Source organism: Streptomyces sp. N35 (assembly GCF_016464295.1).
In the GTDB taxonomy this organism is placed as follows: Bacteria; Actinomycetota; Actinomycetes; order Streptomycetales; family Streptomycetaceae; genus Streptomyces.
In genome coordinates this window covers 18,985-43,117 of sequence record NZ_JAEIMH010000077.1, presented here as the reverse complement: position 1 = coordinate 43,117, position 24,133 = coordinate 18,985, and the positions used below count along the sequence as shown (strand labels likewise).

The following is a 24,133-nucleotide window of genomic DNA, read 5'->3' as shown; positions in this document are numbered from 1 at the left end:
GGGCGGCCGGGCGGCCGGGCGGCCGGGCGGCCGGAGCGTACGGCCGGACCGCAGGTGCGTGCTGCCGGACCGCAGGTGCGTGCTGCCGGATCGCAGGTGCGCGGCCGGGCGGAAGGCGCCTGCCGCAGCCCTCACGCGCTCCCGCCGGACCGCAGCCACGAATACGCCTACCCGGTCAGCGCCCCCACCGGGTCCAGGTCTCTCGTGCCCCGGGGCCACCAGTCCTCGCGGCCGGGTTCGGATTCGTACGGGTACCAGTAACCGTCGCGTCCGTAGCGGAGTTGGAGGTGGCCGTCCGGGTGCGTGAGGTGGTTGCGCCAGGGGCGGAACGGTGGGTGTTCCGCTGCGAGCAGCGCCGGGCGCGCCTGATCGAAGGGTCCGGCCGGCGGGTTCCAGGACTCCTCCAGGACGGCCAGACCCTCCGCGCCGCCCTGGCGCCAGGCGGCGGCCGCACGGGCCAGATCCGTCGGCGAACGGTCCGCCGCCGCGGCCAGTTGGGCATAGAGCGCCCGGGTCGCACCGGTGAGTCCTGAGCCGGGCTGGGAGGCGGCGATGCGTACCGCGTCCTGCCAGAGCGTCAGTTCAGCGAGGGGGTCTTCGCCGGTGCCCAGGAGCGCGTGGGCCCGGGCGGCCGCGTCGGTCGCCAACTGGTCCAGAGCCAGCGGGTCCGGGCCTCCGGGAGCGGCCGGATACGCGGGCGGCGGGCCCGGCTGTACGGGCCTCGGCAGGGGCGGCGGCGGGGCGGGCAGCCGGCGAGGTTCCAGAGCGTGAGCCGCCCGTACGCCGGGCATCGGCGGCGTGGCCGATTCCGCGCGGGCCGCGCGGTGGGCGTTGCGGCGCGCGAGAGTGTCGAGCAGCCAGTGCTCGCCTCGGCCGCGGAGCAGCAGCAGCACGAACGGGTCGGCGTCGAGCAGCCGGGCCGCCTGATAACACAGCGCGGCGGCGTGCTTGCAGGGATGGCCGAAGTCCGGGCAGGAACAGTCGGGTTGGAGGTCCCCGGGGCCCGGCAGAAGGTCGACGCCGAGGTCTGCGAGCCCCTGCGGCAGCTCCTTGTCGAGCAGGGCGGCGAGGTGGCCCGGGTGGTCGGCGGCGGCGTCGAGGAAACGCTCCCAGTCCGCGTCGTCCAGCGTCCGCAGCCGGATCCGCGTGCGGTACGGGCGCTGCCGGCTGCCCTGCACGTAGGCGAGCACATTGCCGGGCGTGACGGTGATCGACTCGACGTGCCCCTGATCCGCGTACCCCCGCCCGCGCTTGAGCCGCGCCGGGTCGGCGGCCACCTCTTCCAGCGCCCGCACCCACGCGTTCCCCCACCAGGTCTCCGCGAAGTACCCTTCAGTGGTGGGCCGTTGGGGCAACGCGGAGAAGGTACGGCGAAGATCTTGGACGGCTTGCGAACGGGTGGACTTGTACGGGCTGGGGTGACGGTCGCCCTTCGAGGTGGGGTGACGTTCGCCGTTCGCGGTGGGGTCCGTAAACCCGGCGGACACGGACGAGCCGAGCCCCTCGGAGGACACGGACGCACCCGACCCACCGCCAGGCGTGGCCTCCGCCGGCAAAGCCACTGCGCCGGTTGGCGAGGACGAGCCGAGCTCCTCGGAGGACACGGATGTACCCGAGCCACCACCAGGCGTGGACCGCTTCGGCGAAACCGCTGCGCCAGTGGGCGAGGACAAGCCGAGCTCCTCGGAGGACACGGATGTACCCGAGCCGCCGGCAGACGGGGAGCTCGTCGACGAAACCATCGCGCCCGTGAGCGCGGACGAGCCGAGCTCTTCAGAGGACACGGACGCACCCAAGCCGCCACCAGGCGTGGACCGCTTCGGCGAAACCGCTGCGCCAGTGGGCGAGGACAAGCCGAGCCCCTCGGAGGGCACGGACGCACCCGAACCGGCGGCAGACGGGGACTCCGTCGGCGAAGCCGTCGCGTCGGGCGCGGGCGCTCCCCGTGAGCGCCTTGCCTCAGTCGCCCCCAGCGCGGGGTCGGATGCGGATGCGTCCGGCGCAGCGGGCGACACCGCTCGGGCGTCGGCGCCCTCGTCAGCCTCGGGGACCTGCGCCCTCCCACCGCGCCCCATGCTCTGCAGCAGGCGGGTCAGATCCGCCGACACCCCACGCGGGCCGTTGGAGCCCGCATCCCGCCGGGGACTCGGCCCCGACTCGCCCTGGCCGTCGGCTTGTCGGCCACGCGAGCGCGGTGCGGGCCGACCGGGCCGCGCCGTCGAGCCGGGCGTCTGTCGAGCCTCCCGACGCGCCACGGCCTGCTGCGCCCGAGCCGCGCGCAAGGCAGCCCGCACCTCGTCCGCCTCGTGCCCGGTCTTTCGCCCTTCCGGCTCGCCCTTCGCGACTCCCGCCTCGGCGTCCCTGGCACCCGCCTCGCCCTTCGCGACTCCCGCCTCGGCGTCCCTGGCACCCGCCTCGCCCCTCGCGACTCCCGCCCCGGCGTCCCTGGCACCCGCCTCGCCCCTCGCGACTCCCGCCTTGCCCTGCGGGGCGGCCACCCCGGCAGCCGCCCCGGCCGTACCGTCTCCTCGCCCCTGCCCCTCCGCCGACGCGCCCTCAACTCCAGCTGAGCCGGGGGCGCTCGCGCCTCGTACCGTCGACGCAGCCCTGGCCGCACGCAGGGCGGCCCGCGCGACATCCGCCGGTCGATCCCGACCGGGCGCACCCGCCCTGCCCGCAGACCCCGGCTGCTCCTGGTCGCGCGAGGTCTTTCCCGCCGGCGACGAACTCCGAGCCGGGTCAACGGACATCGGGGTATCGCCATCCGCCTGGTCCTGCGCAGCCCCGTCCGCGTCCCGCGTAAACGCGTCCGCCTCAGCAGAGGCCGGCACTACCGGGGTCGGCGCCGTCGACGCCGTGGATGCCGGAGCGCCCGGCTCCCTGTCCACCGCCCCCGGACCGACCACGTTCCCGTTGCCACCTGACACCGCGGGGGCCTGCACCGAGTCGGCGGAGGTCAAGCCGACGCCCGAACCCGAACCTGCGCCGGATCCCAAACCCGAGTCGGCACCCGAGGCCAAGCCCGAGCCGGAGACGGAGTCGGAGTCGGAGTCGACGCCCGACCCAGAACCCAAGCCAGAGCCTGTGCCCAAACCCAAGCCAGAGCCTGTGCCCAAACCCGAGCCCAAGCCGGACTCGCAGCCCAAATCCGAGCCGCCGCCCGAGCCCAAGCCGGACTCGCAGCCCGAACCCGAGCCAACGCCCAAGCCAGCCTCGGAGCCCGCACCCAAGCCAGACTCGGCACCCGAACCCGAACCCGACCCCAAGCCAGGCTCCGTACCCGAACCCGACTCCGAACCGACGCCAGCACCCGAACCGACGCCGGCACCCGCCCCCGCCCGCTCCTCACTCTCCACCCGAGCCGCCCGAGCCGCCCCCTCCACCCGAGCCGCCCGCGCTGCCCGAAGCGCCTCGCGTGCCCGGTCCGCCGGGCTGCCCTTGGGTGACCCGCTCATGACGACCTCCGCAGCGACACCAGGTCGGCCAGGTCGCGGTCCGTGAGCTCGGTCAGGGCGGACTCCCCCGAACCCAGGATCGCCTCGGCCAACTCCCGCTTCGCGGCGAGCATCTCCGCGATACGGTCCTCCACCGTGCCCTCGGTGATCAGCCGGTGGACCTGGACCGGCTGGGTCTGGCCGATACGGTACGCGCGGTCGGTGGCCTGTTCCTCCACCGCCGGATTCCACCAGCGGTCGAAGTGCACGACATGGCCGGCCCTGGTCAGATTCAGGCCCGTGCCCGCAGCCTTCAGCGACAGCACGAGCACCGGCGTCGCACCGGCCTGGAAGCGGTCGACGAGCTTCTCGCGCTCCGCGATCGGCGTCCCCCCGTGCAGCACCTCGACCGGCACCGCCCGGGTGGCCAGATGGGCGGCGATGAGCCGTGCCATCCCCACGTACTGCGTGAAGACGAGCACCGAACCGTCCTCCGACAGGATGGTGTCCACCAGCTCGTCGAGCAGGGCGAGTTTGCCGGAGCGGCCTTCGAGGCGCACGCCGCGGACCTCCGCGCCGCCGCGCCCCGCGCCCGCCGCGGCGCTGCCTTCCTTCAGGTACTGCGCCGGATGGTTGCAGATCTGCTTCAGCGCGCCGAGCAGCTTGAGGACCAGGCCGCGGCGGGCGATCCCCTCGGCCGCCTCGATCACGGCCATGGACTCACGGACCACCGCCTCGTACAGCGCGGCCTGTTCGCGGGTCAGCGGCACCGGGTGGTCCGTCTCGGTCTTCGGGGGCAGCTCGGGCACGATGCCCGGGTCGGACTTCTTGCGGCGCAGCAGGAACGGCCTGACCAGACGCGCCAACCGCTCGGCTGCATCCGGGTGTTCACCGCCCTCGACGGCGCGTGCGTGCCGGGACCTGAAGGCCTTGAGCGGGCCGAGCAGGCCGGGGGTCGTCCAGTCGAGGAGGGCCCACAGTTCGGAGAGGTTGTTCTCCACTGGGGTGCCGGTGAGGGCCACACGCGCGGGCGCCGGAATGGTGCGCAGCGCCTTGGCCGTCGCGGACATCGGGTTCTTCACGTGCTGCGCCTCGTCTGCGACGACCATGCCCCAGGGCTGCTGGGCGAGCCGCGGCGCCGCGGAGCGCATCGTGCCGTACGTGGTCAGGACGAAGCCGCCGTCGAGGTCGTCGAGGGTGCGATCCGTGCCGTGGAAGCGGCGGACCGGGACGCCGGGGGCGAACTTCTCGATCTCACGCTGCCAGTTGCCGAGCAGCGACGCCGGGCAGACGACCAGGGTCGGCTCACTGCGGGCGCGCTTGAGGTGCAGTGCGATCAGGGTGACGGTCTTGCCGAGGCCCATGTCGTCAGCCAGACAGCCGCCGAGGCCGAGCGAGGTCATCTGATCCAGCCAGGCGAGACCGCGGAGCTGGTAGTCGCGCAGGGTCGCCCGCAGCCCCTGCGGCGGTGCGGCCGGAACCAGCGCGCCGGTCAGCCGTTCCCGCAGGGCCGCCAGCGCGCCGACAGGCACCGCCTCGACCGGCTCGCCGTCGACCTCGGCCTCTCCCGTGAGCGCCACCGACAGGGCGTCCACCGGGTCGAGCAGCCCCAACTCCCGCTTGCGCGCCTTGCGTACGAGCGCGGGATCGACAAGCACCCACTGGTCGCGCAGCCGGACGACCGGACGGTGCGACTCGGCAAGGACATCCATCTCGGCCTCGCTGAGCGCGTCGCCGCCGAGCGCCAACTGCCAGCGGAATTCGAGGAGTTGCTCGGCCTCGAAGAATCCGGTGCCGTCCGTGGCCGACCCCGGCGCCGGACGGACGATCGCGGCCGCGGAGAGGTCCTGGGCGAGGTCGCGCGGCCAGTGCACCCCGACTCCGGCGGCGGTGAGGCGGGCGGCCGCGACGCCGAGCAGGTCGTACAACTCCTCCTCGGTCAGGGACAGTACGTCAGGGGTGTCCCGTTCCGTGAGCCGTTCGAGGGGTGGCCAGACGCGGGCGGCACGGCGCAGAGCGAGCGCCGCGTCGACGCGGGCGCGCGGCCCGAACACCGCATCGCCCTCCCCCGCCCACAGAGCCGCCGCGTCGATCACCAGGGTGGGGTCGGCGAGGCTGTGCACCTGGACGATCGCAGCGGCGCCCTGGCCGCGCTCGTCCTCGGCACGGTCGAACAGGTGGTATCCGCTGAGATCGAGCCGGAGCGAGATCCGCACCCCGGTGTCCATCCCGGCAGCGGCCTCCGCCGCCCAGTCCCGCGCCTGGGGCAGCCGCTGCGGAGCGCGGGCGGCGAACGGCGCCCCGACCGCGTGCGCGGCGGCGGGGGTACGGGGCAGGGTGTCGGCGACCGCGTCCAGGAAGGAGCGGATCAAGGCTTCGGGGGCCGGGAGCTGGAGCGGTTTGCTGTCGGGCAGCGGGCTCGCATGGCCTTCGTACGGCAACGCCTCGGCGACCGCGCGCAGATAGCGGATGTCATCCGCTTCGAGCGGTCCCGCACGCCAGGCGTCGAGATCCTCGCCGGTGAGACCGGGGAGCAGCCGGCCGCGCGCGACGAGGTGCAGGGCGAAGGCGGCGGCCGCGCCCCAGCATGCGGCCGCCGGATGGGCCCGGGGTGCGCCGCGGGCGTGCAACAGCGCCGGCAGTGCCTGCTCGACCTCGAGCGTGACGGCCGGCACCGCGACCGTGCGGACGACGGCGCCTCGTCTGCGGACGACGTCGAGCTCCGTGATCCGGCCGATTCCGGTGGGCAGGGGGGTGTCGTCCGGTGACCAGAACGCGAGGCGGCCGTCGCGGGGCAGGGGTGCGGAGAGGAAGACGGGCGCGAGGCGGGCGAGCTCGGCATGGCTCATGGCGGGTCGCACCTCCTGTCCTGTCCCTTGCCGTCGCACCGACGGGGTGCGGTCAGCCGCGGTCGCGCCGACCGCGGTCCGGTCAGCTGCCGACGACTTTACGGAGCGGGACTGACAATCGGGTGTCTGCGCAGGTCGGGGGCGATTCAAGCCGCTCGCCGGCCGACGGAGCAGCGATCCTACGGAGTCGCCCTCGACACCACGTACACCATCGGCCGCGTCGGATCGGCGGTGTTCACCGTGACGTCCTGGGTCGGCCGGGGATTGCTCTGCTTGTGGGTCAGGCCCGACCAGGGGCCCGCGCCGGTGAACTCCCAGCCCACGACGCGCTGGTCGCGGGCATTGATGGTGATCTTGCCCGGTTCGAGGTCGTCGGTGGACTGGCCGATGCCCTTCAGGAACCCGGCCAGACCGGCCTCGGTCGTCTGGAACTGGACGTAGAGCCGGCTGGTGCGCCAGTTGTTGGTCTCGTAGTACGCGACCTTCCCGGACTTCGGCGGGACCGGTACTTCGTAGATCCGCCGCTGCACCCGCGAGGGCCAGCCCGCCGTCAGCCCGGTCGCGGAGTACTTCGCCTCCTTGTCACGGCCGCTGTCCCGGCTCTGGCCCGCGGAGATCGCGAGATACACGGCCGGCACACCGATCAGGAGGACGATGATGATCGCGGTGATCCAGCGGCGCCGGATCATATGCCGGCGGTCCTCCTCGGGCCGGCGCGGCGGCTCGTCCGGCGGCGGGGACTGGCGGGGCACGGACGGCATCTACGGGTTTCCTTGCGTGGTGCTGGAGTCGCTGGTGCTGGAGTCGCCGGCGGTTCCGGGTCCGCCGACCCGGGTGTCCGCCGAGCTCTCCGCCTTGGTGTCGAACTTGGTGTCGAGCGGCGGGATACGGCCGTTGCGGATCGCCTGGGCGTACCGCTCGTAGCGTTCGTGGCGCTCTACGCGGCGGCGCTTGGCGCGGCGGAAGCGGCGTGCGACCAGGCGGGCCAGATCGGCCGCGCCGACCATGCCGGCCTCGGGTCCGAGCTGTGCTTTGGCGATACGGGCCTCCGGACGGTAGCCGCGGCCGGTGAGCTGGCGGCGGAACGCGTCGCGGGCGGGCACGATCAGGAGGTCGTCGGCCGCGCTGACACCGCCGCCGATGACGAAGCAGGAGGGGTCGAGGGCGGCGGCGAGGTTGGCGATGCCGACGCCGAGCCACTGGCCGATGTCCTGGAGGAGCTCCACGCACATCGCGTCACCCTCGCGGGCGAGCTGGGTGATCAGGGGTCCGGTGATGTCGGAGACCTGGCCCTGGACGCGTTCGATGATGTTGTACGCGACGGGGGAATCGGCCGCTGCCAGTTCTCGGGCCTCGCGGACCAGCGCGTTGCCCGAGCTGTACTGCTCCCAGCAGCCGCGGTTGCCGCAGGGGCAGCGGTGGCCGCCGGGGACGACCTGCATATGGCCGAACTCGCCGGCGACGCCGAACTTGCCGCGCTTGACCTGCCCGCCCTCCAGCATGGCGCCGCCGATGCCGGTGCCGAGCGTGATCATGACGAGGTTGTCCTCGCCCTGGCCGGCGCCGAAGCGCCACTCGGCCCAGGCGGCGGTGTTGGCGTCGTTGTCGACGAGGACCGGGACGGCGAGCCGGGATTCCAGGGCTTCGCGCAGGGGCTCGTTGCGCCAGGCGAGGTGCGGGGCGAACAGGACGCGGTTGCGGTCCGCGTCGACCCAGCCGGCGGCGCCGATGCCGACGGCGTGCACGTCGTGCCGGTCGGAGAGGTCGAGCACCAGCTCGCAGATGGTGTCCTCGACGACCTTGGGGCTCTTGGACTTGTCCGGGGTCTCCGTGCGGAGCTTCTCCAGGATGACTCCGTCCGCGTCCACCACGCCGGCCATCACCTTCGTACCGCCGATGTCGATGCCGACGGTCGGCACCCGGGGTGCGGTGAGATGTGAGCGGCGTTCGCGCGTGCCGACGGTGCGGAGGGTTGCTCGCGCGGAGCCTCGGTGCGTCAAGTCGCGGTAGGTGCTCATCGCTGGCGATTCTATGGGGCTCGGCGGCGGCGGGACGGTTCGGCCCGTGCGGTGGGGTGCCGCGAGGGGCTTGCCCTGGGCCGGGTGTCGCCCCAGGGATGGGTAAGCCACTTGAGCTGGGGCTTGGCCGATCCGGTGGTGTCGCGGACGGTGCCCGCGCCGGGCCGAGGAGCGCCCGAAGCCCGCCGATGACGGGGACGTGGGCTGCCGGCGATCTGACGACGAGGTATTGCATACAGTATTCAGTCTGGCTAGCTTCTGCGTATGCCAGCAGACGCGACAGTCCCCCTGTACGGCGATGACGCCACCATCGAGCGGATTCTCACCGGCGCCGGAGACACCTGGGCCGTGGTGGGCCTGTCCGACAACCCCGAACGGGCCGCCTACCGTGTGGCCGCGAAGCTGCGACGCCTCGGAAAGCGGGTGGTGCCCGTGCACCCCAAGGCGGAGACGGTGGAGGGCGAGCAGGGCTACGCCTCGCTCACGGAGATCCCCTTCGCCGTCGATGTCGTCGACGTGTTCGTCAACTCCGCGCTCGCCGGAGACATCGCGGACCAGGCGGTGGCGATCGGCGCGAAGGCGGTCTGGTTCCAGCTGGACGTCATCGACGAGGCCGCCTACGACAGGACGCGTGAAGCCGGCCTGCTGATGGTGATGGACCGCTCCCCCGGGCGCGAGATCCCCCGACTGGGCCTGGGCTGACGGCCAACCGGCTCCCCCCGACCGGGTCTGGGCCGACCGGCCACCCGCTCCCCCGACTGGGGCCAGGCTGACGGCCCACCCGCTCCCCCGCCTCGGCCGGGGCCCGCACGCCGCGGGATCCGGTCCGAGGCCCACCATCAGGACATGTCCGGGTCCCAGGCCACGTGCGGCCCACCGGACACGTCCGGCACTCACGCCACATGCAGCCCTCAGGACATATCCGACCCTCAGGCCTTGTCCGTCGGCTCCCCGCCCAGATGCAGCGGCTCCGGTGCCCGCTCCAGCTCGTGGCTGAGTTCCTCCAGCTCCGAGCCGCCCGCCATCTGGCGCGTCAGCTCGTCGAGCTCGATGTCGGCCTTCAGGAAGCTGCCCGCCATCGTGCCGCGCTTGAGCAGGACGAACCGGTCGCCGACCAGGTACGCGTGGTGCGGGTTGTGCGTGATGAGGACCACGCCGAGGCCCGCATCACGTGCGGCCGCCACGTACTTGAGGACGACGCCGGACTGCTTGACGCCGAGCGCCGCCGTCGGCTCGTCGAGGACCAGGACCTTCGCGCCGAAGTACACGGCCCGCGCGATGGCCACACACTGGCGCTCACCGCCGGAGAGCGTGCCGATGGGCTGGTCGACGTCGCGCAGGTCGATGCCCATGCGCAGGAGTTCCTCGCGCGTGGTGCGGCGCATGAGGTCGACGTCCATGCGCTTGAACGGGCCCGCGCCCTTGGTCGGCTCCGAGCCGAGGAAGAAGTTCCGCCAGACCGGCATCAGCGGGACGACCGCCAGGTCCTGGTAGACCGTGGCGATCCCGCGGTCCAGGGCCTCTCGGGGCTTGGTGAGACGGACTTCCTCGCCCTCGATGCGGAAGGTGCCCGCGTCGTGCTGGTGCAGCCCCGCAATGATCTTGATCAGCGTGGACTTGCCGGCGCCGTTGTCACCGAGCACACAGGTGACCTCACCCGCGTGCGCCTCCAGCGTGACGCCTTCGAGCGCGCGGATGTTGCCGTAGTACTTGCTGACGTCCTCGAGCGAGACCAGCGCCTCGCCCGTCGCAGGAGCCTCGGCGGACGTCGGGGAAGCGTCGGTCATTTCGTGGCCTCCGCACGCTTGCGTACCCAGTGGTTGAGCAGGGTGGCGAGCAGGAGCATCGCGCCGAGGAAGAACTTGTACCAGTCGGCGTTCCACTCGGCGAACACGATGCCCTTGCTGACCATGCCGAAGATCAGCGCTCCGAACGCCGACCCGATCGCGGAGCCGTATCCACCGGTGATCAGACAGCCGCCGATGACGGCCGCGACGATGTAGATCAGCTCGTTGCCGACGCCTTCGCCGGACTGCACCCGGGAGAAGGAGAAGAGCAGATGCTGGCCGGAGATCCAGGCGCCGAACGCGACGGCCATGTAGAGGCCGATACGGGTCTTGGTGACGGGGACGCCGACGGCGCGGGCCGCGTCGCCGTTGCCGCCGACCGCGAAGATCCAGTTGCCCCAGCGGGTGCGCAGCAGGATCCACGTGGCGAGCGCGACCAGGGCGAGCCACCACAGGATCGTGATCTTGAAGTTCACGCCGCCGAGGGAGATCTCGGAGGCGAAGACCCTGCGCGCGGAGGAGAAGCCCTCCATGTCGGCGATCGACTTGGTCTGCACGGTGCCGCTGATGGCCTTGGTCAGGCCGAGGTTCAGGCCCGTCAGCATCAGGAACGTGCCGAGCGTGACGATGAAGCTGGGCAGTTTCGTCCGGGTCAGCATGAAGCCGTTGAAGATGCCGATGGCGAGCGTGACCAGGAGCGAGACGAAGACGCCGACCCAGACGTTGGCCGTCAGCTGGTAGCTGATCATCGAGGACGCCAGCGCCGAGGAGGTGACGAGGACGCCCGCGGAGAGGTCGAATTCGCCGCCGATCATGAGCAGCGCCACCGGCACCGCCATGATGCCGAGCGTGGAGGCCGCGTACAGGACGGTGCTGAGCGACGACATCCGCAGGAAGCTGTCCGCCGCGAACGAGAAGAAGAGGAAGACGGCGACGGCGCCCATGACCGCGCCCAGCTCGGGCCGGGCGAGCAGCTTGCGCCACAGGGAGGTCCGCAGGAGCCGTTCGTCCACGGTCGCTGTGGTCATCGGGTCCCCCGCTCCACGTAACCGATGCTCATCGAGTCCCCCGCTCCGTGTATTCGAGCAGCGCGCCCGCGTCCTTGTCCGTGATGATCTGCGGCCCCGTCAGGACGGGCCGGCCACCGCCGAGGACGTTGAGGTTGTAGCGGTAGAGCCAGAGCAGGTCGACGGCCTCGTAGCCCTGCAGATACGGCTGCTGGTCGACCGCGAAGCCGTACGTCTTCTCCTGCAGGCCCCGGGCGACGTCCTCGTTGAGGTCGAAAGTGTCCACCTCGGCGTCGCTGCCGGCGTCCGCCTTGGCCTTGACGGCGGCGTCGGCGAAGGGCGCGCCCAGCGTGACGACGGTGTCGATGTCCGTGTCGGCCTGGAGCTTGGCGCCGATGCCGGACTGGACGTCGGGCATGTTGGTGCCGTCGACGTAGAGGTTCTCGAGCTTGCCCTTGAAGGTCTTCTTGACGCCGGCGCAGCGCTGCTCGTGGCCGACGTTGCCCTGCTCGTGCAGCACGCACAGGGCCTGCTTCTTGCCGCGCGCGTTGAGCTCCTCGCCGACGGCCTCGCCGGCGATCTCCTCGTCCTGGCCGATATGGCTCAGCGCACCGAACTCCTTGGACTCGGCGGAGCCGGAGTTCACCGTGATCACGGGGATGCCGGCCTTCTTCGCGTTGGCCATGACGCCCTTCATGGCGTCCGGCTTGGCGAGCGTGACGATCAGCCCGTCGACCTTCTTGTCGATATACGACTGGACGAGCTGCGCCTGGTCCTGTGCCTGGTCGTTGTGGGCGTACAGGAAGTTGATGTTGTCCTTGACCGCGGCCTGCCGGGCGCCGTTCTGCACGATGTCCCAGAAGCTGTCGCCGTCGCCCGAGTGGGTGACCATGGCGAAGGTCCACTTGGGCGTGTTCACCGCGGCCTTGCCCTGCGCCTCGGCCGAGGCCTTGCGGGCGTCCTCGGCGCGCTTGCCGCCCGTGCTGCTGCACCCGGTGATCGTTGCTCCGAGCACCGCCGCCATCGCGATGCCCACCCAGGTCCGAACGCTTGCCACGAAGCCGTGCCCTTCTTGCTGCCTTGCTCGGTGCGCCGCCACCGCGTATGCGGTCGCGAACGCCCCAGTATTACTGACCGGCGATCTAGGTCGCCGGTCAGGTACCAGGCAGCCACTCGGCCATACGGTCGAGCGGACAGGCCCAACGGCCGCAGCGGTCACCGCGTGCCGTTCTTGGCCAGCTTCTCAAGCTGCGGGACATCCTTCTCGGTGACGATGGCCGGACCGGTGAGGACCTGCTGTCCGCCGCCGATGACGTTGAGGTTGTTCTTGTAGAGCCACAGGCCGTCCACCGCGAGGTATCCCTGCAGGTAGGGCTGCTGGTCGACGGCGAAGGTGATCTCCTTGGCCTTCATCTGCTGGGTGACGGCCTCGTTCAGGTCGAAGGTGGAGACCTGGGCCTTGCTGCCGGCGTCGCCCTTGGCCTTGATCGCGGCCTCGGCGATTCCCGCGTTCAGGGTGACGATCGCGTCGATGCCCTCGGTGGCCTGCAGCTTGGCGGCGATCTGCGACTGCGTCTGGGGCATGTCGGTGCCGGGGACGTTGATGTTCTCGGTGTCGCCGCCGAAGGCCTTCTTGACGCCCGCGCAACGCTCTTCCAGGGAGACGTTGCCCTGCTCGTGGATCACGCACAGGGCCTTCTTCCGGCCCCCCGTGTCCAGCTCGGCGCCGACGGCCTCACCGGCCACGGACTCGTCCTGGCCGATGTGGTTGAGCGCCCCGTACTCCTTCGAGAACTGGCCGCCGGAGTTGATGGTGATCACCGGGATGCCGGCGGCCTTCGCCTTGCCGAGCACGTCCTTCATCGCATCGGGCTTGGCGAGCGTGACGATGATGCCGTCGACCTTCTTGTCGATGTACGACTGGACGTGCTGGGCCTGCCCCTGTGCCTGGTCGTCGCTCGCGTACAGGAACTCGACGTTGTCCTTGTCCGCGGCCGCCTGGGCGCCCTTTTGGACGATGTCCCAGAAGGCGTCGCCCTTGCCGGAGTGCGTGACCATGCCGATCGTCAGCTTCGGCCCGGAGACCTTGCCCCCGCCGCCCTCCTCCGGCTTGTCCTCGGAGTCCTTGCCCCCGGAACTGCTGCACCCGGCCACGAGGACGGCGGCCGCCGCGAAGGCGGCTATGCCTGCTGCTGTGCGGCGTGTACGCATGGTGGGCCCACCTCTTCTCACGGCCGCCGGGATGCGGCTGGACGTGTTTTAGTCGCGGTACTGAGCCCCGTCAATGCGTTTGTCAGAACATTCGGACTTCGTTACGCAGTCGGTTCGGGCGCGCCGAGCCGGTGGCGTATCAGCTGCGTACGAGGAGCTGGAACTCGAAGGAGTAGCGCGAGGCACGGTAGATGTGCGAGCCGTACTCGACCGCGCGGCCCATGTCGTCGAAGGTGGTCCGGGCCATGGTGAGCACCGGCGCGCCCTCGGACTCGGAGAGCCGCGCGGCCTCCTCGGCGGTGGCAGCCCGGGCGCCGACGGACTGGCGGGCGCTGTGCAGGGTGACGCTCGCGTTGCGCATCAGCTTGTACAGGCCGGTGGCCTCCAGGTCCGCGGTCTCCAACGGCAGCAGCCCGACGGGCAGATGATTGCGCAGATACGCCATGGGCTCGTCGTGCGCGAGCCGCAGCCGCTCGATGCGGTGGACGTCCGCGCCCTCGGCGAGCCCGAGCATGGCGGCGACCTCGGCGGAGGCGGGTTCGACGGTGTTGTGCAGGACATGGGTGGCGGGGCGCTGGCCCGCCGTCTCCAGGTCGTCGTACAGGCTGGAGAGTTCGAGCGGTCGCTTCACCTGGCTGTGCACGACCTGGGTGCCGACGCCGCGGCGCCGTACGAGCAGCCCTTTGTCCACGAGGGACTGGATGGCCTGGCGCACGGTGGGGCGGGACAGACCGAGGCGTCCCGCGAGGTCGATCTCGTTGCCGAGCAGGCTGCCGGGGGCGAGCTTGCCCTGTTCGATGGCCTCCTCCAGCTGCCGGGACAGCTGGTAGTACAGCGGGACGGGGCTGCTGCGGTCGACACCGAGCTGCAGCGAGGCGTTGCCCGCCGTTCTCCCCTCGACTTGCCCTGCTGGCTTGGACACGGGGCGAGCGTAGTCCCGTGTCCGGTCGGCAGGAAGTGGTGAGGTTCGATTGTCCTGACAAACGATGGACAGGGCTTGGCGGGCCTGCCACGTTAGGGCCATGCGTATCGGACTCATCGGAGCCGGCCGGATCGGCTCTTTCCATGCCGCCGCGCTCAGCCGCCACCGCGATGTGGGCTCGCTGCTGATCGCGGACACGGACCCCGCGCGGGCCGCCGAACTCGCCCAGCGTCTCGGCCAGACGGCGGCGCCAGGCGTACGTGAGGTCTTCACGTGGGGCGTCGACGCACTGGTGATCACGGCGGCCACCTCGGCCCACGCCACGCTGATCGAACAGGCCGCGCGGGCCGGCCTGCCGGTGTTCTGCGAGAAGCCCATAGCGCTCGATCTGCCGGGCACGCTGGCAGCGCTCGCGGAGGTGGAGGCGGCGGGCACGGTGCTGCAGATCGGCTTCCAGCGGCGCTTCGACGCGGGGTACGCGGCCGCGCGGGAGGCCGTGGCTTCCGGTCGACTCGGCCGGCTGCACACCGTACGGGTGATCACCTCGGACCCCGCTCCCCCGCCGCCCGAGTACCTGCCCCTGTCCGGCGGCCTGTACCGCGACTGTCTGATCCACGACTTCGACATGCTCCGCTGGGTGACGGGCCGCGAGGTCGAGACGGTGTACGCGACGGGGTCGGACGCGGGTCCGCCCATGTTCCGCGAGGCGGGCGATGTCTCCACGGCTGCGGCGGTGCTGACCTTGTCGGACGGTGTGGTGGCGACGGCCACGGCGACGCGCCTGAACGGTGCGGGCTATGACGTCCGTATGGAGCTGGCCGGCGAACTCGACCAGATCGCGGCCGGTTTGGACGACCGCACGCCCATCGCATCGACGGAACCCCAGGGCCCACCCGCCGCCACCAAGCCCTGGCCCGGCTTCCTGGAACGCTTCGCCCCCGCATACGAGGCCGAACTGGCCGCGTTCGTCTCAGTGATCCTCGGCGAACACCCCAACCCCTGCGACGGCCAGGAGGCCTTGGCCGCACTCCGGGTGGCGGAGGCCTGCGAGGTGTCCCGTCGGCAGGGGCGGGCGGTGCGGGTGGCGGAGGTCCGCTGAGGGGAGCGTGCGGGTGGCAGAGGTCCGCTGAGGGCAGCGTGCGGGTGGCGGCAGCGTTTCTGTCCACGCTTCTGTCCACGTTTCTGTCCACGGACTCTTCAGCGCGATCGGCTGGACCCTCAGTCCATCAGCCGCATCGCCGAAACCTCAGTCCATCAGCCGGATCGTCGGTGCTCGGGTGCTCGTGGCCACCGGGCGGGTGCAGTGGGTGCAGGATTCGCTGCTCGGGCGGACGGCGTTGGTCTGAGTGGTGAAGTGGTGGGGGTCATTGGCCTCCTCGTCGGGGCAGTTGTAACCGAGGTGGAGGCGGACCCAGGGCCGGAGGGTGGGGGCCGCGCCGCGCAGGCCCGTACGGGCGTCGGTGAAGGGAGCCCACCAGAAGCTGACCACGGCGCGCAGCGCGAGGCGGTCGTCGCCCGAGGTGACGTCGAAGGCCGCGATGCGGGCCGCCGTGTAGTGGCTGGGGAATCCGCTGCTGGTGCTGCCCGAGCACAGGGCCCGTTCCGCGCCGAGTTCGAGGACGGTCGTACGGCCGGTGCGTTCGCAGACGAAGCAGTCGAGGGCGAGTTCGAGCTGGGAGCGCCAGTGGACGTGGTGGAAGCCCTCACCGCCGCCGAGGCGGGCGGTCAGTTCGGCCGATATCTCCAGTTGGCGCTGCACGTCAGCTGCCCGCGGTGTTGAGGACCGTTCCTTGCGCCACCGCGCACAGCGTCTCCGTGCCGTCGTCGTCGACGCACACCAGGTCGCAGCGGGCCACCGCCTGACGGCGGCCCGCGTGCACGACCTCGGCGCGGGCGAGCAGGGTGCGGCCGCGGGCCGGCCGCAGGTACTGGATGGAGAACCCCGCGGTGAGCACGGAGGGCCCGAGGGCCGAACCGGCCGCGAAGGTCAGGGAGTTGTCGGCCGCGTAGGCGAGCACGCCGCCGTGCAGGAACCCGTTCTGCTGAGCGAGCTCCTCGCGGATGTCCAGTTCGAGCACCGCCGCGCCGTCACCGAAGGCGGTGATACGGGTCTTGAGGAGGCGGCTGAACGGCTGGGCCTCCAGGACCTGTTCGGCGACGGCGAGGTCGAACTCCGGCATGCGATCCGGCGTCGTGCTCATCGGGGCTTCCTCCCGGGCTGCGGTGCTTGGGGCTGCCGTGCTGGGGACTGCGACGCCAGGAGCTGCGGCCCCAGGGACTGCGGCCCCAGGGACTGCGGCGCCAGGAGCTGCGGCCCCAGGGACTGCGGCGCCAGGAGCTGCGGCGCCAGGGGCTGCGGCCGCATTTCACCACTTCACCGGGAGTTTTCGCACCCCCCGGACCAGCATCCCGGGCAGCCACGGCCCCGGCGTCCCGTCGAGCGAGAGGTCCGGGCAGCGCTCCAGGAGGCTGCGCAGAGCGATCCGGGCCTCGAGCCGGGCGAGCGGTGCGCCCATGCAGAAGTGGATGCCGTGGCCGAAGGCCAGATGCCCCTGCGTGGAGCGGTCCGGGTCGAAGCGGTCGGGGTCGGGGAAGCGGGCGGGATCGTGGCCGGCCGCCGCGAGCGAGACCAGGACGGCGTGTCCCTGCGGGATGGCGACCTCGCCGATCGTGACGGGTTCGGCGGTGAAGCGGAACGTGGCGTTCTCCACCGGACCCTCGTGCCTCAGGGTCTCCTCGATCACCGCGTCGAGACGGCCGAAGTCGGCCCGTACGGCGTCGAGTTCCCCGGGCCGGGTGAGCAGCGCGTGCACCGCGTTGCCGATCAGATTGACCGTGGTCTCATGGCCGGCGATCAGCAGCAGGAAGGCCATCGCGCGCAGCTCGTCCGCGGAGAGCTGGTCGCCGTCCTCGGCCGTGGTGCGGATCAGGGCGCCGAGCAGGTCGTCGGCGGGGGCACTGCAGCGCTTGTCCTCGATCAACTCGTTCAGGTACGCGGCGAGTTGGGCGACGGCTGCCGCTTCCGCCTCCACTCCGGTGGGTGCGACCACCTCGTTGGACATCGCGCGGAAGGCCTCGCGGTCCATGGCGGGTACGCCGAGGAGTTCGCAGATCACGGTGAGGGGCAGCGGGAAGGCGAAGGTGTCGATCAGGTTCGCCCGCCCCCACGAACCCATCGCGTCGAGGAGCTGATCGGTGATCGCCTGGACGCGCGGCGCGAGCGCCTCGACCCGGCGGGCGGTGAACTCCCGCGCCACCAGCTTGCGCAGCCGGGTGTGCTGGGGCGGATCGGCGAGGAGCAGATGGGTGCCGATCAGGTCGCCGTCGAGTCCCGCGCCGCCGATCACCGACGGGTTCTTGGCCAGGCGGGGGTCGTTGAGCGCGGCGCGCGCCTCCTCGTAGCCGACGATCAGCCAGACGTACGCCTCTTGGTACGGCGGGGCGAGCCGTACGAAATGAGCGGGGCCGCGGCTGCGGAGCTCCGCGTAGACGGGATACGGATCCTTGGTGAACTGCTCGCCATAGGTGCCCAGATCGACGATCTCCGCCATGAAACGGTTCTCCCTGCGGTCGGCCCCGAGATCCTTGCCACACGAGGCTAAACGGACAGCAGCCCGGACCCGTTCCCTGAACGATCACCCGCCGTGTCGTCCAGCGCCACGCCATACGGCCACGTCATACGGCCACGTCATACGGTCACCCCGGCCGGCCACGCCATACGGCCGCCTCGTCCCGCCACGTAATACGGCCCCTCGCCCGGCCACCACCATGCAACCACCTCACCCGGCCACCTCACCCGGCTCCGGCGGCACCCCGCCCCCCACTCACCCCGCCCCCGACGCCACCTTCCCCCGCACCGACCCCCCGGTCTCCAGGAACCGGGCCAGCGGCAGGGTCGCCGCCCCCACCGTCACCGCGTCCGGCCCCAGCTGCCCGAGCACGAGCGATGTCCCCGCGAAGGGATGCCGCAGCGCGTACGAGGCCGCCGCCGCGCGGACCGCCGGCAGCAGCCGGGGCCCGAGCAGCAGGCCCGCCCAGCCACCGACCACGATGCGTTCCGGGTTGAAGAGGTTGACGAGGTCGGCGATCCCCGCGCCCAGGTACTCGGCCGTCTCCTCGAGCAGCTCGCCCGTGTCGGCGGCGGCCAACAGCTCGGCGAGGGCTCCCTCTTCGTCCGGCGCCGACCAGGTGCCGCCCCGCTCGCACCACCGCTCCAGGAGCGCTTCGGCGCCCACGTACGCCTCGAGACAGCCGCGCGAGCCGCACCGGCAGGACCGTCCGCCCACCACCTGCAGGACGGTGTGCCCCCACTCCCCCGCACTGCTGCTCGCCCCCTGGTACGGGACTCCGTCGGCGATCACGCACGCGCCGACGCCCGAGCCGATCAGGGTGACCACGGCGTTGCGCGCGCCGCGGCCCGCACCGAACCACATCTCGGCACGGCCCAGGGTCTTGGCGCCGTTGTCGATGAACAGCGGTATGTCCGGCGGGAGTTGACCCGCCGCACGCAGCAGCGAACCGAGCGGCACCGCGTCCCAGCCGATCGTCTGGCCGTGCACGACCGCACCGGAGTCCACGATGCCGGGGACGCCCACGCCGATGCCGAGCAGAAGAGTCGAAGGCGGCACCTGCTCCATCACCTGCCGCAGGCCCGCGCCGATGAGCCGCACCACCCGCTCGACGTCATGCCCGTCGGGCGGCAACGGCAGGTCGGCGCGGGCGAGTTCGGTCAGCGTCAGGTCGAAGAGTTCCACGCGTACCCGCGTCTCACCGACGTCCACGCCCACGAGATGTCCGCTGCCGGGCGCGACCCGCAGGAGCGTGCGCGGCCGTCCGCCGTCCGAGTCCACGGAGCCCGCGTCCTCGACCAGGCCGTCCGCGATCAGTTCGCCCGCGACATTGCTGATCGAGCCGGAGCTGAGGCCGGTGAGCGGACCGAGCTCCTGCCGGCTGAGCGGGCCCTCGAAGTACAGCTTGGTCAGCACGGTCGAGCGGTTGCTGCGCCGCAGGTCACGCACCGTGCGCCGGTGTGGTTCCGCCATCGTCGCTCCCCTCGCCACCGCGGACAGGGGCTCAACTCCCCTACGACCGTGACCATAACGTGCTGGTCAACTCGTGCGCGAGCTCTTGACGCCCCCTTCTCTTACTACTTAACTCACGCCTTGAATTTAGCCGTGACGCCCGTTCATGAGTTGAACGGGGCCACCCCCTGGAGAGGGGCCCTCATGCGCACAATGCGAGCCGCCGCAGCCACCGCCCTCGTCATCGCCCTGACCGCGACCGCCGCTGCGTGCGGCGGCGGTACGGCGACCAACGACGAAGGCAGCAACAAAGCCCCGAAGAAGCTCACGTACTGGGCCTCGAACCAGGGGCCGAGCATCGAGGCCGACAAGAAGATCCTCACCAAGGAGATCGCGAAGTTCGAGAAGGAGTCCGGGATCGACGTCGAACTCGAGGTCATCCCGTGGTCCGATCTCCTCAACCGCATCCTGGCAGCGACCAGTTCGGGCCAGGGCCCGGACGTCCTGAACATCGGCAACACCTGGTCGGCCTCGCTGCAGGCGACCGGTGCACTGCTGCCGTGGGACGCGAAGAGCTTCGACAAGATCGGCGGCCGGGACCGCTTCACCGAGTCGGCGGTCGCGGCGGCCGGCGCGGAGGGCAAGGACCCGGCGGCGGTGCCGCTCTACTCCCTGTCGTACGCGCTCTATTACAACAAGAAGATCTTCAAGGACGCGGGGATAGAGAAGCCCCCGGCCACCTGGGACGAGCTGGTCGAGGCGGGCAAGAAGGTCACCAAGGGCGACACCTACGGTCTTGCTCTTGAAGGCAGCAATCTCTCCAACCACATCCACCAGGCCTTCGTCCTGGCCAAGCAGCACGGCGCCGACTTCTTCACGGCGGACGGCAAGCCCGACTTCACCTCGGACGGCGCGGTCGCGGGGGTGAAGCAGTGGGTGGACTTCATGGCCAAGGACAAGATCACCACCAAGAGCGCCGCCGAGTACGCCCAGAACCAGTCGCTGAGCGACTTCTCCAAGGGCAAGGCGGCGATGGTCCTGTGGCAGGCCGCCGCGTCCACCTTCAAGTCGCAGGGCATGGACGAGAGCGAGTACGGCGTCGCTCCGGTGCCGGTGCAGTCGGGCGCGCCCGGCCAGGGCAAGCAGATCAACTCGATGGTGGCCGGGATCAACATCTCGGTCTTCAAGAACACCGACAACCTCGACGGCGCCCTGGACTTCGTGAAGTTCATGACCTCGGACGAGGAGCAGAAGATCCTCAACTCCACGTACGGCTCGATCCCGCCGGTCAAGGCCGCTCAGCAGGACGCGGCCTTCGGCAAGCCGGACACCTCGGTGCTCCGTGACGTCCTCGGCACCAGCGCGGCGCCGCTGCCGCAGGTCCCCGAGGAGTCGCAGTTCGAGACCGTCGTGGGGACGGCCATCAAGGACCTGTTCGCCGACGCGGCGGCGGGCCGGCCGGTGACCACGGAGTCCGTGAAGGCCGCGCTCGGCAAGGCCGAGCAGCAGATGACCAAGAGCTGAGGCCCCTGCCGTGACCTCGCTCGACATCAAGGCGCCCGCGGCGGGGGAAGCTCCGAGCTCCCCCGCCGGGGGTCCGCCCCGCCGCCGGCTGCGGATACCCGACCGGATACGGCGCGGTGGACTGCCGTATCTGCTGCTGCTCCCGGCGCTCGTCCTCGAACTGGTCATCCACCTGGTGCCGATGCTCGTCGGCATCGTGATGGCCTTCAAAGAACTCACGCAGTTCTACATCCGCGACTGGGGCAGCGCTCCCTGGGCGGGCCTGGAGAACTTCCGTCTCGCGGTGGATTTCGACGCACCGATCGGCGCGGACCTCCTCCATTCCTTCTGGGTGACCTGCACCTTCACGGTCCTCGCCGTCGGCTTCTCCTGGCTGTTCGGCGTGAGCGCCGCGATCCTGATGCAGGAGAACTTCCGTGGCCGCGGCGTGCTGCGCGCGGTCTTCCTGACGCCGTATGCCCTGCCGGCGTACGCGGCCGTGATCACCTGGGCGTTCATGTTCCAGCGGGACAACGGTCTGGTGAACTCGGTGCTCGGCGGCGACAGCTTCTGGCTGATCGGCGACAACAGCTTCTGGGCGCTGACGATCGTGGCGGTCTGGAAGACCTGGCCGTTCGCCTTCCTGATGCTGATGGCCGGTCTGCAGAACATCCCGAAGGAGCTGTACGAGGCCGCCGCGATCGACGGTGCCGGGATCTGGCAGCAGATCCGCCGGATCACGCTGCCCTCGCTCGCACCGGTCAACCAAGTCCTGGTCCTCGTCCTCTTCCTGTGGACCTTCAACGACTTCAACACCCCGTTCCTGCTCTTCGGCAAGGGCGCGCCGGAGGCCGCCGACCTGGTCTCGATCCATATCTACGACTCGTCGTTCATCACCTGGAACTTCGGCTCCGGATCGGCCATGTCCGTGCTCCTGCTGCTGTTCCTGCTCCTCGTGACGGCCGTCTATCTGCTGTTCACCTCACGCGGAAGGAGGGGCGCCGATGCCTGACCGGTCTGTGAGCCCCATGGCGCCCCCGCGGTCCTTCGTCTGGACCCGGCGGATCGTCCTGACGCTGCTCACCGTGTTCGCGCTGCTGCCGGTGTACGTGATGCTGTCCGGCTCGGTGAAGCCGCTCGAGGACACGCTCGGCGAGTGGACCTGGATCCCGGACAGCTTCACGCTGCGGCCGTACGTCGACATCTGGGAGACGGTGCCGCTGGCCCGCTACTTCATGAACTCCCTGATCGTGGCGGGCGCGGCGACCGTCTGCTCGGTGGTGATCGCGGTGTTCGCCGCGTACGCGGTGAGCCGCTACCGGTTCCGCGGCAAGCGGGTCTTCACGGTCACCATCCTGTCCACGCAGATGTTCCCGGGGATCCTCTTCCTGCTGCCGCTGTTCCTGATCTTCGTGAACATCGGCAACCAGACCGGCATCGCCCTGTACGGCTCGCGCGGCGGCCTGATCCTCACGTATCTGACGTTCTCGCTGCCGTTCTCGATCTGGATGCTGATCGGGTACTTCTCCTCCATCCCGCGCGACCTGGACGAGGCCGCCATGGTGGACGGCTGCGGTCCGCTGGGCGCGCTGTTCCGTGTCGTCGTGCCGGCCTCCGTCCCGGGGATCGTCGCGGTCGCCGTGTACGCCTTCATGACCGCGTGGGGCGAGGTGCTCTTCGCGTCGGTGATGACCAACGAGACCACCCGCACCCTCTCGGTCGGCCTCAAGGCGTACGCCACCGAGAACAACGTCTACTGGAACCAGGTCATGGCCGCCTCGCTGGTCGTCAGCGTGCCGGTGGTCGCCGGGTTCCTGCTGCTCCAGCGCTATCTCGTCGCCGGTCTCACGGCAGGGGCCGTGAAGTGACGATCCCGCGCCCGATATCAACCCTCCTTACGCGAAAGGCACTTCGTGACTTCGGCTGACGACCTTCGCCCCCTGCCCGCGGACTTCGTCTGGGGTACGGCCACCTCGGCGTACCAGATCGAGGGCGCCGTCGCCGAGGACGGCCGCTCCCCTTCGATCTGGGACACCTTCTCCCATACGCCGGGCAAGATCGACGGGAACGACCACGGCGACGTCGCCTGCGACCACTACCACCGCTGGCGCGAGGACCTCGCCCTGATGCGGGAACTCGGCACGGACGCCTACCGCTTCTCGGTCGCCTGGCCGCGCGTCGTACCGGGCGCCGACGGTGTGGTGAACGCCAAGGGGCTCGCCTTCTACGACCGGCTGGTCGACGGCCTCTGCGAGGCGGGCATCACCCCCCATCTCACCCTGTACCACTGGGACCTGCCGCAGTGGCAGCAGGACCGCGGCGGCTGGCCGGAGCGCGCCACGGCCGAGCGGTTCGCCGAGTACGCGGCCGTGCTCGGCGAGAAGCTGGGCGACCGGGTCAAGGACTGGTGCACGCTCAACGAGCCGCTGTGCTCGGCATGGATCGGCCATCTGGAGGGCCGGATGGCCCCCGGCGCGACCGATCTCGAACAGGCCGTCCGCGCCTCGTACCATCTGCACCTCGGCCACGGCCTCGCGGCGCGGGCGCTGCGCGCGACGGTTCCCGGCGCGCGGGTGGGCATCGTGAACAACCTCAGCCCGATCGTCCCGGCCTCCGACCGCCCCGAGGACATCGCGGCGGCCCGGCGCGCGGACGGCCACACCAACCGCTGGTGGCTCGACCCGGTCTTCGGACGTGGCTACCCGCAGGACATGCTGGATGTCTACGGGATCGAACTCCCGGTCGAGGACGGCGACTTGGAGCTGATCGCCGCCCCGCTCGACTGGCTGGGCGTGAACTTCTACTTCCGCCAGGTCGTGGAGGACGACCCCACAGGACCCGCCCCGTTCGCGCGGCAGGTACCGGTCGAGGGCGCCCCCACCACGTCCATGGACTGGGAGGTCCACGCCCAGAGCCTGGAGGACATCCTGCTGCGGGTCACGCGCGAATACGCACCACGGCAGCTGTACGTCACGGAGAACGGTTCCGCGTACGTGGACACCCCGGGCCCCGACGGAAGCGTGCTCGACCCCGAGCGCACCCGGTACCTGGAGGAACACCTCGCGGCCTGCGCCCGCGCGGTCGCGGGCGGTGCGCCGCTGGCCGGGTACTTCGCGTGGTCGCTGCTCGACAACTTCGAGTGGGCGTACGGCTACGACAAGCGCTTCGGACTCGTCCACGTCGACTACGCGACGCAGCGGCGCACCGTCAAGGGCAGCGGGCGGCGGTACGCGGAGCTGATCGCGGGGCATCGGGCACGCGGCCGCAAGGCGGCGTGAACCGAGCGGGTGGGCCGCCGCCGTACGGGGCGGAGGGGCGGCCCCCCCCTGCCCCCGCCCGCCCCCCCCCCCCCCCCCCCCCCCCCCCCCCCCCCCCCGCCCC

General features: G+C 71.1%; 18 protein-coding genes and 1 pseudogene. 6 read left to right on the top strand and 13 right to left on the bottom strand.

Annotated features, from left to right (window positions below; all coding sequences use genetic code 11):
- Positions 1-167 precede the first annotated feature (167 nt).
- From JAO81_RS32395 to JAO81_RS32380, 4 genes and pseudogenes are all read right to left on the bottom strand, one after another.
- Positions 168-2,075 (bottom strand): SWIM zinc finger family protein, encoded by a 1,908-nt coding sequence (locus tag JAO81_RS32395; protein ID WP_233416237.1) that lies wholly within the window; start codon positions 2,073-2,075, stop codon positions 168-170.
- A gap of 1,376 nt (positions 2,076-3,451) precedes the next feature.
- The gene (locus JAO81_RS32390) at positions 3,452-6,283 is read right to left on the bottom strand and encodes a DEAD/DEAH box helicase (protein ID WP_199551539.1); all 2,832 of its coding nucleotides are present in this window, start codon (positions 6,281-6,283) and stop codon (positions 3,452-3,454) included.
- Between the two features lie 179 nt (positions 6,284-6,462).
- Complete coding sequence (locus JAO81_RS32385) at positions 6,463-7,044, bottom strand: sugar kinase (protein WP_199551538.1); 582 nt, start codon at positions 7,042-7,044, stop codon at positions 6,463-6,465.
- Positions 7,045-7,173: 129 nt separating this feature from the next.
- Positions 7,174-8,301: pseudogene (locus tag JAO81_RS32380) on the bottom strand (ROK family glucokinase); the annotation flags it as partial.
- 288 nt (positions 8,302-8,589) lie between these two features.
- On the opposite strand from JAO81_RS32380, the gene JAO81_RS32375 reads away from it, so the two are divergent.
- Positions 8,590-9,003 (top strand): CoA-binding protein, encoded by a 414-nt coding sequence (locus tag JAO81_RS32375; protein WP_199551542.1) that lies wholly within the window; start codon positions 8,590-8,592, stop codon positions 9,001-9,003.
- Between the two features lie 227 nt (positions 9,004-9,230).
- On the opposite strand, the gene JAO81_RS32370 is transcribed toward JAO81_RS32375, so the two are convergent.
- The 5 genes from JAO81_RS32370 to JAO81_RS32350 form a co-directional block, all read right to left on the bottom strand.
- Positions 9,231-10,088 carry an ATP-binding cassette domain-containing protein gene (locus JAO81_RS32370; RefSeq protein ID WP_199551537.1) on the bottom strand — a complete coding sequence of 286 codons (858 nt, stop codon included), beginning with the start codon at positions 10,086-10,088 and terminating at the stop codon, positions 9,231-9,233.
- Positions 10,085-11,116 (bottom strand): ABC transporter permease, encoded by a 1,032-nt coding sequence (locus JAO81_RS32365; protein WP_199551536.1) that lies wholly within the window; start codon positions 11,114-11,116, stop codon positions 10,085-10,087. The genes JAO81_RS32370 and JAO81_RS32365 overlap by 4 nt, the downstream gene beginning before the upstream one ends.
- 28 nt (positions 11,117-11,144) lie before the next feature.
- Positions 11,145-12,152, bottom strand: coding sequence for a sugar ABC transporter substrate-binding protein (locus tag JAO81_RS32360; RefSeq protein ID WP_199551535.1), 1,008 nt, complete (start codon positions 12,150-12,152; stop codon positions 11,145-11,147).
- A 158-nt stretch (positions 12,153-12,310) separates the two neighbouring features.
- Positions 12,311-13,306: a substrate-binding domain-containing protein gene (locus JAO81_RS32355; RefSeq protein ID WP_199551534.1), complete on the bottom strand. Its 996-nt coding sequence runs from the start codon at positions 13,304-13,306 to the stop codon at positions 12,311-12,313.
- A gap of 139 nt (positions 13,307-13,445) precedes the next feature.
- On the bottom strand, positions 13,446-14,228 hold the full coding sequence (locus tag JAO81_RS32350) for a GntR family transcriptional regulator (protein WP_307813963.1): 783 nt from the start codon (positions 14,226-14,228) through the stop codon (positions 13,446-13,448).
- Positions 14,229-14,328: 100 nt separating this feature from the next.
- Between JAO81_RS32350 and JAO81_RS32345 the strand changes: the two genes are divergently transcribed.
- Positions 14,329-15,327 (top strand): Gfo/Idh/MocA family oxidoreductase, encoded by a 999-nt coding sequence (locus tag JAO81_RS32345; protein ID WP_199551532.1) that lies wholly within the window; start codon positions 14,329-14,331, stop codon positions 15,325-15,327.
- Between the two features lie 147 nt (positions 15,328-15,474).
- Here the strand turns inward: JAO81_RS32345 and JAO81_RS32340 are convergent, their stop codons facing one another.
- From JAO81_RS32340 to JAO81_RS32325, 4 genes are all read right to left on the bottom strand, one after another.
- Positions 15,475-15,987, bottom strand: coding sequence for a hypothetical protein (locus JAO81_RS32340; RefSeq protein WP_199551531.1), 513 nt, complete (start codon positions 15,985-15,987; stop codon positions 15,475-15,477).
- A gap of 1 nt (position 15,988) precedes the next feature.
- On the bottom strand, positions 15,989-16,429 hold the full coding sequence (locus tag JAO81_RS32335; RefSeq protein ID WP_199551530.1) for a PaaI family thioesterase: 441 nt from the start codon (positions 16,427-16,429) through the stop codon (positions 15,989-15,991).
- A 165-nt stretch (positions 16,430-16,594) separates the two neighbouring features.
- Positions 16,595-17,779 (bottom strand): cytochrome P450, encoded by a 1,185-nt coding sequence (locus JAO81_RS32330; protein ID WP_199551529.1) that lies wholly within the window; start codon positions 17,777-17,779, stop codon positions 16,595-16,597.
- Positions 17,780-18,052: 273 nt separating this feature from the next.
- Positions 18,053-19,270: an ROK family transcriptional regulator gene (locus JAO81_RS32325; RefSeq protein ID WP_199551528.1), complete on the bottom strand. Its 1,218-nt coding sequence runs from the start codon at positions 19,268-19,270 to the stop codon at positions 18,053-18,055.
- A 183-nt stretch (positions 19,271-19,453) separates the two neighbouring features.
- Between JAO81_RS32325 and JAO81_RS32320 the strand changes: the two genes are divergently transcribed.
- Genes JAO81_RS32320 through JAO81_RS32305 form a run of 4 tightly spaced genes read left to right on the top strand, consistent with a single transcriptional unit; the run spans position 19,454 to position 24,030 of the window.
- The gene (locus JAO81_RS32320; protein WP_199551527.1) at positions 19,454-20,773 is read left to right on the top strand and encodes an ABC transporter substrate-binding protein; all 1,320 of its coding nucleotides are present in this window, start codon (positions 19,454-19,456) and stop codon (positions 20,771-20,773) included.
- A 25-nt stretch (positions 20,774-20,798) separates the two neighbouring features.
- Entirely contained in the window at positions 20,799-21,764 is a 966-nt protein-coding gene (locus JAO81_RS32315; protein ID WP_307813969.1) for a sugar ABC transporter permease, read from the top strand.
- On the top strand, positions 21,757-22,620 hold the full coding sequence (locus JAO81_RS32310; protein WP_199551526.1) for a carbohydrate ABC transporter permease: 864 nt from the start codon (positions 21,757-21,759) through the stop codon (positions 22,618-22,620). Before JAO81_RS32315 ends, JAO81_RS32310 begins: the two co-directional genes overlap by 8 nt.
- A 45-nt stretch (positions 22,621-22,665) precedes the next feature.
- Positions 22,666-24,030 carry a GH1 family beta-glucosidase gene (locus JAO81_RS32305; protein WP_199551525.1) on the top strand — a complete coding sequence of 455 codons (1,365 nt, stop codon included), beginning with the start codon at positions 22,666-22,668 and terminating at the stop codon, positions 24,028-24,030.
- Positions 24,031-24,133 lie beyond the last annotated feature (103 nt).

What these genes read in the sequence shown, in the direction of transcription:
- JAO81_RS32395 (WP_233416237.1), bottom strand. Translation starts at nt 2,075, where the DNA reads ATGGGGCGCGGTGGGAGGGCGCAGGTCCCCGAGGCTGACGAGGGCGCC.
- JAO81_RS32390 (WP_199551539.1), bottom strand. Translation starts at nt 6,283, where the DNA reads ATGAGCCATGCCGAGCTCGCCCGCCTCGCGCCCGTCTTCCTCTCCGCA.
- JAO81_RS32385 (WP_199551538.1), bottom strand. Translation starts at nt 7,044, where the DNA reads ATGCCGTCCGTGCCCCGCCAGTCCCCGCCGCCGGACGAGCCGCCGCGC.
- JAO81_RS32370 (WP_199551537.1), bottom strand. Translation starts at nt 10,088, where the DNA reads ATGACCGACGCTTCCCCGACGTCCGCCGAGGCTCCTGCGACGGGCGAG.
- JAO81_RS32365 (WP_199551536.1), bottom strand. Translation starts at nt 11,116, where the DNA reads ATGACCACAGCGACCGTGGACGAACGGCTCCTGCGGACCTCCCTGTGG.
- JAO81_RS32355 (WP_199551534.1), bottom strand. Translation starts at nt 13,306, where the DNA reads ATGCGTACACGCCGCACAGCAGCAGGCATAGCCGCCTTCGCGGCGGCC.
- JAO81_RS32345 (WP_199551532.1), top strand. Translation starts at nt 14,329, where the DNA reads ATGCGTATCGGACTCATCGGAGCCGGCCGGATCGGCTCTTTCCATGCC.
- JAO81_RS32335 (WP_199551530.1), bottom strand. Translation starts at nt 16,429, where the DNA reads ATGAGCACGACGCCGGATCGCATGCCGGAGTTCGACCTCGCCGTCGCC.
- JAO81_RS32330 (WP_199551529.1), bottom strand. Translation starts at nt 17,779, where the DNA reads ATGGCGGAGATCGTCGATCTGGGCACCTATGGCGAGCAGTTCACCAAG.
- JAO81_RS32325 (WP_199551528.1), bottom strand. Translation starts at nt 19,270, where the DNA reads ATGGCGGAACCACACCGGCGCACGGTGCGTGACCTGCGGCGCAGCAAC.
- JAO81_RS32320 (WP_199551527.1), top strand. Translation starts at nt 19,454, where the DNA reads ATGCGCACAATGCGAGCCGCCGCAGCCACCGCCCTCGTCATCGCCCTG.
- JAO81_RS32310 (WP_199551526.1), top strand. Translation starts at nt 21,757, where the DNA reads ATGCCTGACCGGTCTGTGAGCCCCATGGCGCCCCCGCGGTCCTTCGTC.